At 71.5% G+C, this 14,358-nt stretch carries 12 protein-coding genes; 5 read left to right on the forward strand and 7 right to left on the reverse strand.

Going from position 1 to position 14,358, the window contains the following annotated elements; genetic code table 11:
* Window positions 1–54: 54 nt before the first annotated feature.
* From ACFVFQ_RS03200 to ACFVFQ_RS03210, 3 genes are all read left to right on the forward strand, one after another.
* Window positions 55–903: a thioredoxin domain-containing protein gene (locus tag ACFVFQ_RS03200; protein ID WP_383407699.1), complete on the forward strand. Its 849-nt coding sequence runs from the start codon at window positions 55–57 to the stop codon at window positions 901–903.
* A 122-nt stretch (window positions 904–1,025) separates the two neighbouring features.
* Complete coding sequence (locus ACFVFQ_RS03205) at window positions 1,026–1,745, forward strand: hypothetical protein (protein ID WP_383407702.1); 720 nt, start codon at window positions 1,026–1,028, stop codon at window positions 1,743–1,745.
* Window positions 1,746–1,804: 59 nt separating this feature from the next.
* Window positions 1,805–2,725, forward strand: a complete 921-nt coding sequence (locus ACFVFQ_RS03210; RefSeq protein ID WP_383407705.1) for a thioredoxin domain-containing protein — start codon at window positions 1,805–1,807, stop codon at window positions 2,723–2,725.
* A 54-nt stretch (window positions 2,726–2,779) separates the two neighbouring features.
* On the opposite strand, the gene ACFVFQ_RS03215 is transcribed toward ACFVFQ_RS03210, so the two are convergent.
* Entirely contained in the window at window positions 2,780–3,403 is a 624-nt protein-coding gene (locus ACFVFQ_RS03215; protein ID WP_383407708.1) for a dienelactone hydrolase family protein, read from the reverse strand.
* A gap of 95 nt (window positions 3,404–3,498) precedes the next feature.
* Here ACFVFQ_RS03215 and ACFVFQ_RS03220 point away from each other — a divergent pair, with 95 nt between their 5' ends.
* Entirely contained in the window at window positions 3,499–4,593 is a 1,095-nt protein-coding gene (locus tag ACFVFQ_RS03220) for a mechanosensitive ion channel family protein (RefSeq protein ID WP_383408058.1), read from the forward strand.
* A 48-nt stretch (window positions 4,594–4,641) separates the two neighbouring features.
* Here the strand turns inward: ACFVFQ_RS03220 and ACFVFQ_RS03225 are convergent, their stop codons facing one another.
* From ACFVFQ_RS03225 to ACFVFQ_RS03240, 4 genes are all read right to left on the reverse strand, one after another.
* Window positions 4,642–6,237 (reverse strand): Na+/H+ antiporter, encoded by a 1,596-nt coding sequence (locus tag ACFVFQ_RS03225; protein ID WP_383407711.1) that lies wholly within the window; start codon window positions 6,235–6,237, stop codon window positions 4,642–4,644.
* Between the two features lie 126 nt (window positions 6,238–6,363).
* A complete protein-coding gene (locus ACFVFQ_RS03230) occupies window positions 6,364–7,305 on the reverse strand; it encodes an RluA family pseudouridine synthase (protein WP_383407714.1) in 942 nt (313 codons plus the stop codon).
* An 85-nt stretch (window positions 7,306–7,390) separates the two neighbouring features.
* Window positions 7,391–7,993: a signal peptidase II gene (lspA, locus tag ACFVFQ_RS03235; RefSeq protein ID WP_383407719.1), complete on the reverse strand. Its 603-nt coding sequence runs from the start codon at window positions 7,991–7,993 to the stop codon at window positions 7,391–7,393.
* A gap of 127 nt (window positions 7,994–8,120) precedes the next feature.
* Entirely contained in the window at window positions 8,121–8,906 is a 786-nt protein-coding gene (locus tag ACFVFQ_RS03240) for a TraR/DksA family transcriptional regulator (RefSeq protein WP_383407724.1), read from the reverse strand.
* Window positions 8,907–9,475: 569 nt separating this feature from the next.
* Between ACFVFQ_RS03240 and ileS the strand changes: the two genes are divergently transcribed.
* Window positions 9,476–12,619 (forward strand): isoleucine--tRNA ligase, encoded by a 3,144-nt coding sequence (ileS, locus tag ACFVFQ_RS03245; RefSeq protein WP_383407727.1) that lies wholly within the window; start codon window positions 9,476–9,478, stop codon window positions 12,617–12,619.
* A 237-nt stretch (window positions 12,620–12,856) separates the two neighbouring features.
* Here the strand turns inward: ileS and ACFVFQ_RS03250 are convergent, their stop codons facing one another.
* Complete coding sequence (locus tag ACFVFQ_RS03250; RefSeq protein ID WP_383407730.1) at window positions 12,857–13,975, reverse strand: DivIVA domain-containing protein; 1,119 nt, start codon at window positions 13,973–13,975, stop codon at window positions 12,857–12,859.
* A gap of 49 nt (window positions 13,976–14,024) precedes the next feature.
* On the reverse strand, window positions 14,025–14,318 hold the full coding sequence (locus ACFVFQ_RS03255; RefSeq protein ID WP_039637383.1) for a YggT family protein: 294 nt from the start codon (window positions 14,316–14,318) through the stop codon (window positions 14,025–14,027).
* Window positions 14,319–14,358 lie beyond the last annotated feature (40 nt).

A 14,358-nucleotide genomic window follows, 5' to 3' on the forward strand; every position in this document is an offset into this window, starting at 1 on the left:
CGCAGCACGCACCCTTTTCCCACGGACCTCTTCATCCCACGGAGCCAAGCAGTCATGAGCAACCGCAACAGTCAGGCCAACAAGCAGGCAGCCCGCGAGCGGCTGCGCGCCGAGCGCGAGCGACAGGCCAAGAAGGACCGCACCCGCCGGCAGTTGATCGTCGGCGGCGCCGTGGTCGCGGTGCTGGCGGTGGCCGGCGGCATCGGCCTGGCGGTCGCCAACTCCGGCGGCGACAGCAGCAGCGGCGGCTCGGGCGCCGACGTCTGGGCGAAGGCCGCCAAGGCCAAGCCGGTCCCGCCCGCCCACACCAGCGGCCCCAACGGCACCACCATCACCGTCGGCAAGTCCGACGCCAAGAACACCCTGGAGCTCTTCGAGGACCCGCGCTGCCCCGGCTGCTCGGTCTTCGAGCAGACCGTCGGCGCGACCATCGAGAAGGACATCAACGACGGTAAGTACAAGGCGACTTACCACATCGGCACGTTCCTGGACAACAACCTCCAGGGCACCGGCTCCAAGAACGCGCTGAGCGCGCTGGGCGCCGCGCTGAACGTCTCCCCCGACGCGTTCCTGAAGTACAAGTTCGCGCTGTACTCCAAGCAGTACCACCCGGACGAGACCGGCCCGGACAAGTTCGCCGACGACAGCTACCTGCTCAAGGTCGCCGACACCATCCCGGCGCTGAAGGGCAACGCCGCCTTCGAGAAGGCGGTCAAGGACGGCACCTACGACGCGTGGGCGATGGCGATGTCCAAGGAGTTCAACAACCACTCGGACGTCCGCAGCACCCCGACGGTGAAGATGAACGGCACCGTCCTGGGTACCCAGAGCCCGCAGGGCCCGGTCGCGCCGTCCTCGGTGGCGGACTTCAACGCCCAGGTGGAGAAGAACCTCAAGAAGTGACCTCCGGGTCCTGACGCCGGGCCGCGCCCCGGTGACCGGCATCGGCCGGCGTGCCCCCGTGCACGCCGGCCGATGCCAAATCTTGACCCGGTTTCCCGTCGTGTTCATGGCAGACTCCCGCCATGCAGCGGAGGGGAGACCGCCCGGCGGCCCGGCGTGGGGCCTTACCCGGCGACCGGCTCAGGGCAGTGCGGGCGGCCCTGTTCACCGCGGTGTGCGTCCCGCTCTCCGCGACCTCCCACGTCCTGCTCTCGCACCGCGCGCTCCCGCCGGCCACCCTCGCCGCGGTCTGCGCCGGCGTCTTCACCGCGGCCTACGCGCACTGTGGCCGCGAGCGCGGCTACGGGCGGACCGCCGCGCTGCTGGTCCCCTTGGAGCTGACCGCCGACACCGTCTTCACCACCGGGCAGCAGACCTGTTACGGGCCGGCCGGCGGTCCCGTCACCGGCCCGCTGCACGCGGTCGGCGTCGATCTGCTGTGCCGCGGCGCCGGACCGGCCGGGCCCGCGCCTCTCCCCCACCCCCTGCCCGCGGGTCTCCCCCACCCCCTGCCCGCCCTGCACCCGGCCGCCGGCTGGCTGTTGCTCGCCGCCCACCTGACCGTCGGCCTGCTCGCGGCCGCCTGGCTGCACCGCGGCCAACGGGCGCTGGGCACCCTGCTGCGGGCGGCCGCCACCGGCGCCGCCCGCCCGCTGCGGACCGCCGCCGCGCTCGCCCGCGCCGCCACCGTCCCGCCCCGTCCGGGTCCGCGCCCGGCCCGCCTGCCGGCGCCGGCCCGCCCCCTGCCCCGCCTCGCGCACTGCGTACGGCGCCGCGGCCCCCCGTCCCCGGTAGCCGTCTGACCCCCGTACCACCCGTACACCCCCGAGTCAGCGCAGCACCGAAGGATCGGACACCCCCCATGAGCAACCGGAACGACCAGGCGAAGAAGCAAGCGGCCCGCGAACGGATCCGCGCCGAGCGCGAGCGGGAGAAGAAGAAGGCGCGGCTGCGCCGCCAACTCGTCGTGGCGGCCTCGGTCGTCGGCGTCCTGGCGGTCGCCGGCGGCATCGGCTTCGCCGTGGTGAAGGCGAACGAGCCGACCGGCTGGGAGGCCGCCAAGGAGGCCACGTTGGTCACCCCGGCGCACACCCAGGGCCCGCACGGCACCGAGATCCTGCTGGGCGACAAGCGCGCCAAAGAGACCCTGGAGGTCTTCGAGGACGTCCGCTGCCCGGCCTGCGCGGCCTTCGAGCAGAGCGCCGGCCCGGAGCTGATCAAGGACCTCCACGACGGCCGGTTCAAGGTCCGCTACACCATGTACACCTTCATCGACGGCATGCAGGGCGGCGAGGGCTCCAAGAACGCGCTGAGCGCCCTGGGCGCGGCGCTGAACGTCAGCCCGGAGGCGTTCTTGAAGTACAAGGCGGCGCTGTACTCGACCAAGTTCCACCCCGACGAGCGCGAGGACCTCTACGCCAAGGACTCCGAGCTGCTCAAAGTGGCCGCCGACGTACCGGAGTTGAGGGGCAACAAGGCGTTTCAGAAGGCGGTCGAGGGCGGCACGTACAAGCGTTGGGCGATGGAGATGACCGCGCTGTTCGGACGCAAGGGCGTGCGCGGCACCCCCACCTTCATGCACGGCGACAAGAAGCTGACGATGCCGGAGGTCCCGCAGCAGCAGATGACTCAGCAGCAGTACGACCAGCTGGCGCGGGCCAACTTCGCCAAGATGATCGACGCGGAGTTCGGCCCGGCGAAGGGCGGCGACAAGAGCGGCGCGGACAAGGGCGCCGGCCAGGGCATCGCCAAGGGCGAGAAGGACCCCACCGGCGGCCGGTGAGGGCCGCGGGCGGGCGTTCCGGGCATCGCCGGAACGCCCGCCCGGGCGGGGACGTCAGCCCCGCTCCGGCAGCTCCGCCAGGAACCCCAGCGCCACCTTCCAGGCGGCCTCGGCCGCCTGGGCGTCGTAGTCCGGGAGTTCGGGGTCGGTGAAGAGGTGGCCGGCGCCGGCGTAGCGGAACACCTCCACGTCCGCGCCGGCCCGGCGCATCCGCAGGTACCAGGCGTTCAACCAGTCGTGCGGCTCGAACGGGTCGGGGTCGGCGACATGCAGCTGCACCGGGAGCTCGTCGGCGCTCGCGCCGTCGGCGAGGTCGGAGGTGCCGTGCAGCAACAGCAGCCCGCGGGCCTTCTCGTCAGCCAGGGCGAGGTTCTGCGCGATCGAACCGCCGAAGGAGAAACCGGCGTAGACCAGCCCGCGGTCGGAATACGGGGCGACCGCCGCGACCGCCCGGCGCAGCAGCTCGTCCGTGCCGATCTCCTCCTTGATGACCATGCCGTCGACGACCGAGTCGGCGGTCCGGCCGCCGAACAGGTCCGGGACGATCACCTCGTGGCCCGCGGCGCGCAACCGGTCCGCGCCGGCGTGCACCGCAGGGCGCAGCCCGCACACCGAATGAAACAGCACGATGGTGGAGGAACCGCTGGTCGCGGGCTCGGCAGAGGCGGGCACAGACATCACTTCCCTGGGGTTGGATCGCTCTGTCCCCATCGTGCCAGCTACCGTCGTCCAGACTGGAACGAGCACACCCACCGAGGAGGAGCCCCGTGTCCCTGGAGGCCGTGCTGCGCCCGATCGCCGTCGTCGGCGGCTCGATCCTGGTCACGTTCGTCCTGGTCTGGCTGATCGACCGGACCCTGCTGCGGATCGACACCCGCCACCCGGAGACCCCGTTGTGGGGGCTGCTGCGGCGCTGCCGGATACCGCTGCAACTGATGCTCACCTTCGCCCTGTTGCTCGGCTCCTACGACCAGACCAAGATCCCGCTCGTGCTGCGCCACGCGGTGGGCATCGGCCAGATCCTGACGCTGGTCCTGATAGCCGCCACTGCCTGGCTGCTGGTGCGGGCCGCGGCCGCGATAGTGGAGTCGTCCTACGCCCGTTACGCGGCCGGCGCCCGGGACGCGGCGCGGGTGCGGCGGGTGCGGACCCAGGTGACGCTGATCCAGCGGGTGGTCACCGCGGTGGTGATCGTCGTCGCGGCCGCCTCGATGCTGCTGACGTTCCCGCAGATGCGGGCGGTGGGCACCTCCGTCCTGGCGTCCGCCGGGCTGGTGGGCATCGTCGCCGGTATCGCCGCCCAGTCCACCCTGGGCAACCTCTTCGCCGGGCTCCAGATCGCCTTCGGTGACATGGTGCGCATCGGGGACACCGTGGTCGTGGACGGCCAGTGGGGCACGGTCGAGGAGATCACCCTGACCTTCCTGAGCGTGCGGACCTGGGACGAGCGCCGGATCACCATGCCGGTCTCGTACTTCACCAGCAAGCCGTTCGAGAACTGGTCGCGCGGCGGCGCCCAGATGACCGGCGCGGTCTTCTTCCACCTCGACCACTCCGCCCCGTTGGAGAAGATGCGGCAGCACCTGCACGAGCTGCTCCAGGAGTGCCCGGAGTGGGACGCCCGGTCCTGGAGCCTGGTGGTCACCGACACCACCCCGTCCACCATCGTGGTGCGCGCCCTGGTCACCGCCCGGGACGCGGACGCGCTGTGGACGGTGCGCTGCCAGGTCCGCGAGCGGATGATCGAGTGGCTGCGGACCGAGCACGCCTACGCGCTGCCGCGGATCACCACCGCGCCCGCCGGGGGGCTGCCGGACACCGACCCGTCGGACGGCCCGACCGGACCGAACGGCCTCCGGGGCCGCTGACCGGCCCGCGACTCCAACTCCCCGCCCGGGACCGCCCGTTCCCGCGTCCTACGGGGTCGCCCGCAGGCTCCGCATGTCCAGGTGGCGCAGCACCCGGTCGACGATCTCCGGATCGGCGCCCGGTTCGCTGCGCGCCGCCAGCACCTCGTGCCGGGCGGCCGAGAGCATCTCGCCCTGGATCCGTTGGACCTTCTTCATCCGGGAGATGCGCTTCTCGAACAGCTCGCGCCGCTCGTCGTCGACGATGTCCGGGGTGATCCGGGCGCCCATGTCGTAGGCGCGGCGGGCCAGTTGGTCGGCGACCTCGTCGGACACCTCCTCGACCTCCAGGATCTCCTTCAGCCGCCGCTTGGACGCCTTGATCACCCGCAGCGCCAGCTCCCGCTCCACCGCGTCCGCGGCGTCGGTGTCGGCCCGCACCCGCAGCTTGCGCACCAGCCAGGGCAGCGTCAGCCCCTGGATGACCAGGGTGGACAGGACCACGGCGAAGGCGATGAAGAGGATCTCGTCACGGGCCGGGAAGGCACCGCCGCCGTCCACCGCGGTCGGGATGGCCAGGGCCAGCGCCACCGTCGCCACCCCGCGCATCCCCGACCACCACATGATGACCGTCTCGCGCCAGCTCATCGGGATGTCCTCGTCGACGTCCCGGAGCTTGTGCATCCGCTTGGCGAGCCAGGCGGCGGGCAACAGCCACACCAGGCGCACCACGACGACCACCGCCACCACGGCGGCGCCGGCGCCGAGCATCGAGGTCCAGTGGCGGCCGGCGGCGCCGATGATGTTGTGCAGCTCCAGGCCGATCAGCCCGAAGGCGACGCCGGTGACGAGGGTGTCGACGACCTCCCAGAAGGTGTAGCCGGCCAGCCGACCCATCACGTCGTCCGCGTCGACCGCGTACTCGGCCAGGAACAGCCCACTGGTCAGCACCGCGAGCACGCCCGAGCCCTTGAACTCCTCGGCCAGCACGTACGAGACGAACGGCACCAGCAGCGTCAGCCCGATCTGGAGCGTGGGGTCGCCCAGCCGCCCCATCAGCTTGTTCGCCACCCAGCCGAGCACCAGGCCGACCGCCACCGCGACGACGGCGGAGAGCACCAGCGAGCCCACCGCGCCGGGCACCGAGAAGCTGCCGCTGATCACGGCGGCCAGCGCGACGTGGTAGAGCACGATCGCGGTGACGTCGTTGAACAGCCCCTCGCCCTCCAGGATGGAGACCATGCGGCGGGGCAGCCCCAGCTTGCCGGCCACCGCGGTGGCGGCCACCGGGTCGGGCGGGGCGACCAGCGCGCCCAGCACCACCGCGGCGGCCAGCGGCATGCCCGGCACCACGGCCTGGGCGACCGCCGCGACCGCGGCCGTGGTGGCGAACACCAACAACACCGCGAGCAGGAAGATCGGCCGGAGGTTGGCGGTGAACTGCCGCCAGGAGGTGCGTTGGACCGCCGCGTAGAGCAGCGGTGGCAGCACGATCGGCAGGATGTACTCGGGCGGGACCTGGACGTTGGGCACGAACGGCAGCAGCGCCAGCACCGCACCGGCCAGCGTCATCAGCACCGGTGAGGGCAGGCCCAGCCGGTCGCCGAGCGGAACCATCACCACCGCTCCGAGGAGCAGGACGAACAGCAGGGCCAACTGATCCACGGTGACTACGCTCCGGAGCGGTCGATTCCGATCACTTTCCGCCCCAACTCTGCCATGAAATGGTCAAATCCCGGCTCTCGCCGACCGATTCGCCCGAATTGCCCCGAACTGCCCTCGAGAGCTTGGTCAGTAGCTCTCGTCCCGCACGGTGTCCAGCGCATGCTGGAGGTCCGCCGGGTACGCGCTCTCGAACTCGACCCAGCGGCCGTCGCTGGGGTGCTCGAAGCCCAGCCGGACCGCGTGCAGCCACTGCCGGGAGACGCCCAGCCGCTTGGCGAGCGTCGGGTCCGCACCGTACGTCAGGTCCCCGACGCAGGGGTGCCGGTGTGCCGACATGTGCACCCGGATCTGGTGCGTCCGCCCGGTCTCCAGCTTGATGTCCAACAGGCTGGCGGCCCGGAACGCCTCGATCAGGTCGTAGTGGGTGACCGATGCCTTGCCGTCGGCGGTGACCGCCCACTTGTAGTCGTGGTGGGGGTGCCGCCCGATGGGGGCGTCGATGGTGCCGCTCATCGGGTCCGGGTGGCCCTGCACCAGCGCGTGGTAGCGCTTGTCCGGCACCCGCTCCTTGAACTGCCGCTTCAACGAGGTGTACGCCCGCTCCGACTTGGCGACCACCATCAGCCCGGAGGTGCCGACGTCGAGACGGTGCACGATGCCCTGTCGCTCGGCCGCACCGGAGGTGGAGATGCGGTAGCCGGCCGCGGCCAGCCCGCCGATCACGGTGGTGCCGGTCCAACCGGGGCTGGGGTGCGCGGCGACCCCCACCGGCTTGCTGATCACCACGACGTCCTCGTCGTCGTGAACGATCTCCATGCCCTCGACGGGCTCGGCGACGATCTCCACCGGCGCAGCCGCCGGCGGCATCTCGACCTCCAGCCAGGCACCCCCGTGGACCCGCTCGGACTTCATCACCTCGGAGCCGTCGACCCGGACCTTGCCGGCGGCCGCCAACTCGGCCGCCTTCGTCCGGGAAAAGCCGAACATGCGGGCCAGCGCGGCGTCCACGCGCTCGCCTTCCAGGCCGTCCGGTACGGGCAGGGTGCGGATCTCGGGAAGCGTGCTCACCCCACGAGTATGGCAGTCCCGCGACACTGCCCGACCCGGCGGAGGTCCCGCCCCGAAACCAGCGGCGGGACCACGACCTGGACGATCAGTCCTTGTGAAGGGTCCCGTCGGGGTCCAGGCCCCGGAAGGACAGCAGCACGATCAGCACGCCACCGCAGACGATCGCGGAGTCGGCGAGGTTGAAGACCGCGAAGTGGGCGGGGGCGATGAAGTCCACCACCGCGCCCTGGAAGACGCCCGGCGAACGGAAGATCCGGTCGGTGAGGTTGCCGAACGCGCCGCCCAGCAGCAGCCCCAGCGCGATCGCCCAGGGCAGGCTGTAGAGCTTGCGCGCGATCCGGGCGATCACCACGATCACCACCACGGCGATGATGGTCAGAAAGACCGTCAGCGCCTCGCCGAACCCGAAGGCCGCCCCGCGGTTGCGGATCACGTTGAACTGGAGCAGCGTCCCGATGATCTCGACCGGGGCGTGGTGCTCCAGCTTGGCGACCACCGCCAGCTTGCTGCCGAGGTCGAGCAGATAGACCACCGCGGCCACCAACAGCAGCGCGGCGATCCGCCGCCGCCCGCGCCCGGTGGGCCGCTCGCCCTCCGCCGGCCGTCCCCCCTCGGATCCCGCCACGGGATCCGCCCCGGAACCCGGCTCGGATTCCGGCGTACCGGTGATGCGTTCCGCCTCTGCCACGTGTGCGTCCCTCAGCCCGTCGAGTCCAGCGCCGGGCCCAGCCCGGCTGCCCACGAGAGTACGGCACACCCGCGCGCGCCCGGCCCGGCCGGGTACCGGCCCGCACCGGGCCGTCGCGGGCGGCTGGTCAGCGCCGCTCCTGCTTCTGCTTGCACTCCACGCAGAGCGTCGCCCGCGGGAACGCCTGCATCCGCGCCTTGCCGATCGGCCGGCCGCAGTTCTCGCACAGCCCGTACGTGCCCGCGTCCAACCGCCCCAGGGCGCGCTCGGTCTGGTGCAGCATCTCCCGCGCGTTGGAGGCCAGCGCCAACTCGTGTTCGCGGGTGATGTTCTTGGTGCCGGTGTCGGCCTCGTCGTCGCCGGCGCCGTCGCCGGAGTCCCGCATCAGCCCGGCGATGGCGTCCTCGGCGGCGACGATCTCGGCCCGCAGCCGGCCCACCTCCGCCATCAGCTCGGTCCGCGCCTCGGCCACCTCCGCGGGCGTCCAGGGGTCCTCGCCCGGCCGGACCGCGAGCTCACCGGGCGTCGCAACCACCCGCGCCGGCCCCGCCCCGACCACCGCCTCCCCAGCGGGGGCCTCCTCCACGGCCTTCTCCGCCACCTTCTTCACCGGTTTCTCCGCCACCTTCTCCACGGCCTTCTTGGTGGCCGTCTTGGCAGCCGTCTTCGCGGTCTTCTTCGCGACCACCTTCTTTGCGGCCGCCTTCTTCGCGGCCGTCTTCTTCGTGGCCGTCTTCTTGGCCGCGGCCTTGGCGGGCGCCGCCTTCTTGGCCGGCGCCTTCTTTGCGGCGGTCTTCTTCGGCGCCTCCGGGTGCCCGGCTGCTTCCTCGTGGGCGGAGTGCGTCGCGCCGTCCTCGTCAGCGGGCCCGGCGGACGTCGTGGTCTTCTCCGCGGCGGTCTTCTTCGCCACCATGGCCGCGACCCCTTCACATATGTGATCTTGTGCGCGAATCGTGACGGGAACGATAAATCGCCGCACGGCACGCGGCAACGGGACGCACCGCCCGGCCACCCCACCGCCGAGGCCGCGCGTCCGGCCTGCCTCCGTTGTGCCCCCGCCCACCGCACCGCAATCCGCCCGGATTGCCCGCATCCAGCGGCGTCGCCATTCGGGTCACCAACGGGAGCGGTGAGTCCGGCCCTCCCCGGCCGGCACCGGCGTGACGAAATCCGGTCGGCCGCCGTCGGCCCGGCCCCGTACACTGGGGCGCAGCGAGAGGCGTTGATGGGACGAGTAGCGTCAGACGCAGCCTTCAGCGACCCGGGGACGGTGCGAGCCCGGGGGCGTGCCTGACGTGAAGATCAGCCCGGAGCCGCCGGAAGAACGCCCGCACGCAAGCGAAGCGGGTCAGTAGAACCGGCAGCGCGATCCCAATGAGGGGGCGGTGCGCGACGGCGCCGCCAAGGAGGGTGGTACCGCGGGAGCTCACGGCTCTCGTCCCTCCGGACGGAGAACGCACCAGGTGTCCGCCGGAGGAACCGATGAGTCCCACGCCCCAGTACCGCCCGGTACCCGCGCAGGTAGACCTGCCCGCCCTTGAGCACGCGGTGCTCGACTTCTGGCAGGAGCGCAAGGTCTTCGCGCGCACCCTCCAGCAGTCCGAGGGCCGCCCCGAGTGGGTCTTCTACGAGGGCCCCCCGACGGCCAACGGCATGCCCGGCGCGCACCACATCGAGGCCCGCGTCTTCAAGGACGTCTTCCCCCGGTTCCGCACGATGCAGGGCTACCACGTCGACCGCAAGGCCGGCTGGGACTGCCACGGCCTCCCGGTCGAGCTGGCCGTGGAGAAGGAGCTCGGCTTCAACGGCAAGAAGGACATCGAGGCGTACGGCATCGCCGAGTTCAACGCCAAGTGCCGCGAGTCGGTGACCCGGCACACCGACGCCTTCGCCGAGCTGACGACGCGGATGGGCTACTGGACGGACCTGGACGCCCCGTACCGCACCATGGACCCCGACTACATCGAGTCGGTGTGGTGGTCCCTGAAGGAGATCTTCACCAAGGGCCTGCTGGTCCAGGACCACCGCGTCGCCCCCTGGTGCCCGCGCTGCGGCACCGGCCTGTCGGACCACGAGCTGGCCCAGGGCTACGAGACGGTCGTCGACCCCTCGGTCTTCGTCCGCCTCCCGCTGACCTCCGGCCCGTTGGCCGGCCGCGCCGCCCTCCTGGTGTGGACGACCACCCCCTGGACCCTGGTCTCCAACACCGCCGTCGCCGCCCACCCCGACGTCACCTACGTCGTCGCCACCGACGGCACCGAGCAACTGGTCGTCGCCGAACCGCTGTTGGAGAAGGCGCTGGGCGAGGGCTGGACGGCCACCGGCGAGACCTTCACCGGCCGCGAGATGGAGCGCTGGGCCTACGAGCGCCCGTTCCAGCTCGTCGACCTCGACGACGCCAACTTCGTCGTCAACGCCGAGTACGTCACCACCGACGACGGCACCGGCCTCGTCCACCAGGCCCCCGCCTTCGGTGAGGACGACCTCAAGACCTGCCGCGGGTACGGCCTCCCGGTGGTCAACCCGGTCCGCCCGGACGGCACCTTCGAGGAGCAACTCCCGCTCGTCGGCGGCCAGTTCTTCAAGAAGGCCGACGAGGCCCTGGTCGCCGACCTGGACGCCCGCGGCCTGCTCTTCCGCCACGTCGCGTACGAGCACAGCTACCCGCACTGCTGGCGCTGCCACACCGCGCTGCTCTACTACGCCCAGCCGTCCTGGTACATCCGCACCACCGCGGTCAAGGACGCCCTCCTGCGGGAGAACGAGAACACCAACTGGTTCCCGGAGTCGGTCAAGCACGGCCGGTTCGGCGACTGGCTGACCAACAACATCGACTGGGCGCTGTCCCGCAACCGCTACTGGGGCACCCCGCTGCCCATCTGGCGCTGCGAGGAGGGCCACCTCACCTGCGTCGGCTCGCTCACCGAGCTGTCCGAGCTGACCGGCACCGACCAGTCCGGCCTGGACCCGCACCGCCCGTTCATCGACGAGATCACCTTCGGCTGCACCCACGAGGGCTGCGCGCTCACCGCCACCCGCGTCCCGGAGGTCATCGACGCCTGGTACGACTCGGGCTCGATGCCGTTCGCGCAGTGGGGCTACCCGTACCGCAACAAGGAGCTCTTCGAGAAGCGGTACCCGGCGCAGTTCATCTCCGAGGCCATCGACCAGACCCGCGGCTGGTTCTACACGCTGATGGCCGTCGGCACCCTCGTCTTCGACAAGTCGTCGTACGAGAACGTGGTCTGCCTCGGTCACATCCTCGCCGAGGACGGCCGGAAGATGTCCAAGCACCTGGGCAACATCCTCCAGCCGATCCCGCTGATGGACCAGCACGGCGCCGACGCGGTGCGCTGGTTCATGGCCGCCGGCGGCTCCCCCTGGTCGGCCCGCCGGGTCGGCCACACCACCATCCAGGAAGTCGTCCGCAAGACCCTGCTGACGTACTGGAACACCGTCGCCTTCCAGGCCCTGTACGCCCGCACCTCCAACTGGGCGCCGTCCGCGGCCGATCCGGCCCCGGCCGACCGCCCGCTGCTGGACCGCTGGCTGCTCGGCGAGCTCAACGCCCTGGTGGAGGGGGTGACCGACGCCCTGGAGGGCTACGACACCCAGCGCGCCGGCAAGCTGCTCTCCGCGTTCGTCGACGACCTCTCCAACTGGTACGTCCGCCGCTCCCGTCGCCGCTTCTGGCAGGGCGACGCCGCCGCGCTGCGCACCCTGCACGACGTCATCGAGACCGTCACCCGGCTGATGGCCCCGCTCGTCCCGTTCATCACCGAGCGGGTCTGGCAGGACCTGGTCGTCCCGGTCACCCCGGACGCCCCGGATTCGGTCCACCTCACCACCTGGCCGGTCGCCGACCGCGCCCTGATGGATCCGACGCTCTCCGCGCAGATGCAACTGGTGCGCCGGCTGGTCGAATTGGGCCGCGCGACCCGCGCCGAGTCCGGGGTGAAGACCCGCCAGCCGCTGTCCCGCGCGCTGGTCGGCGCCCACGGCTTCGCGGACCTCTCCGAGGACCTGCGCGCCCAGATCGCCGAGGAGCTCAACGTCAGCTCGCTGGCCGCGCTCTCCGACGTGGGCGGCTCCCTGGTGGACACCACCGCCAAGGCCAACTTCCGTGCCCTGGGCAAGCGTTTCGGCAAGGGCGTCCAGGCCGTCGCCAAGGCGATCGCCGCCGCGGACGCCGCCGCCCTCTCGCTCGCGCTGCGCGGCGGCACCGCCAGCGTCGAGGTGGACGGCGAGACCATCGACCTCACCCCGGAAGAGGTCATCATCACCGAAACCCCGCGCGAGGGTTGGTCGGTGGCCTCCGACGCCGGCGCGACGGTCGCCCTCGACCTGGAGATCACCCCGGAACTGCGCCGCGCCGGCCTGGCCCGCGACGCGATCCGGCTCATCCAGGAGGCCCGCAAGAACAGCGGCCTGGACGTCGCGGACCAGATCGCCCTGCGCTGGACGACCACCGACGACGAGGTCCGCACCGCCCTGACCGACCACGCCGCGCTGATCGCCGACGAGGTGCTGGCCGCCGACTTCGCCGCCGGCGGGCCGGAGGAGTCCTACGGCCCGGCCTTCACCGACGAGGCACTGGCCCTGACCTTCCACCTCCGCAAGGCATAACGGAGCACGGAAGCACGACCGGAGCACGACCGGGCCCCGGCGCACTGCGCGCCGGGGCCCGCGCCCTTCTCCGCCCCCCACGTACCACCACCGCGCCCCCTGCACGGACTACGCCGGCGAACACCACGGCGTGCGCACCGCACCCACCACGAACAGGGCCGGGCCCCGAGGGAGTTCCCTCGGGGCCCGGCCCTGATTGCCGACTCCGCGCGCCGTTCCCGGCGTCAGGCGTCGTGGTTAGTTGTCGTCCTCGTCGATGAGGAAGCCGCGCATCGGCGACGGCGTCTGCTGCATCGGCGACGGACCCTGCGGCCGGACCGGCGCCATCGGCTGCGTCATCGCCGGCGACATCTGCTGCTGACCGCCGTAGGACGGACCACCGCTGGACGGGCTGCTCATGGAGTGGTTGCCGCCCATCGACGGGCCGCCACCCATGGTGTGGTTGCCGCCCATCGTGCCCGCACCGGCCGACGCCATCGACGGGGACGGCGGCAGCGACGGGGCGGCCGGGGTCCGCGGCGGGGCCAGCGAGTCGTCGGACTGGTTCTCCAACTGGCGCAGCTGGCTTTCCAGGTACGACTTCAGACGGGTGCGGTACTCGCGCTCGAAGCCGCGCAGGTCCTCGACCTTGCGCTCCAGCGTCGCGCGGGCCGACTCCAACGAGCCCATCGCCACGCGGTGCTTCTCCTGCGCGTCCCGCTCCAGCGCATCGGCCTTGGCGCGGGCGTCCCGCTCCAGGCCCTCGGCACGGCTGCGCGCCTCGCCGACGATCTTGTTGGCCTCGGAACGGGCCTCCGCGATCGCCTGGTCGGCGGTCTGCTGCGCCAACGACAGCACGCGGGCCGCGCTGTCACCACCGGGGCCGCCCTGCTGCTGGGCCGCCTGCGGCAGTTGCTGTCCGGGGCCGCCCATCGGACCGCCCAGCGGGCCGCCTTGGCCCATCGGGCCGGGACCGTGCGGGCCCTGCGGACCAGGACCGTGGCCACCGGGACCGGGAGGCAGCTGCGGTGCACCACCGGGCAGTTGGGGCGGGCCACCCATCCCCTGCTGCTGCGGCGGGACCGGCTGCGGACCGGATATGGCGGCGGGCACCGGAGCCCCCGGCCGCTGCGGCGGCTGCTGCTGCTGTTCCTGCTGCTGGTCGGGCCCCTTGCGCAGACCCTGCTGCTGGTTCTGCGCGGCGGCCCGAGTCGCGGCGGCCAACTTGGCGCGCAGATCCTCGTTCTCCCGCAGCAGGCGGGTCAGTTCGGCCTCGACCTCATCGAGGAAGGCATCGACCTCGTCCTCGTCATAGCCTTCTCGAAGGCGGACGGTCGTGAACTGCTTGTTCCGCACGTCCTCGGGGGTCAACGGCATCTCTACTTCACCTCAACGTAGTCGTCGGCAATCGGCAAGACCGTATCGTTCACACCAACAACACCGACCTCACGACGGTGATCAGGATGTAGACGATGATCATCAATACGAAGAAGGACAGGTCGAGCGCCACGCCCCCGAGACGCAGCGGCGGAATGACCCGCCGCAGAAGTTTGAGTGGCGGATCGGTGACAGTGTAGGTGGCCTCAAGAATCACCACCATCGCCTTGCCGGGTTGCCATGAGCGGGCGAACTGGAAGACATAGTCCATCACCAGTCGGAAGATCAGCAGAATCAGGAAGCAGTACAGCGCGATGTAGATCACCTGACCAGCGACACTCATCTCGCGCTTCCCTCTCCCCTTGCTCCTGCGTTAAGACCTT

The sequence above is a fragment of the Streptomyces sp. NPDC057743 genome (genome assembly GCF_042798755.1).
Classification (GTDB): Bacteria; Actinomycetota; Actinomycetes; order Streptomycetales; family Streptomycetaceae; genus Streptomyces.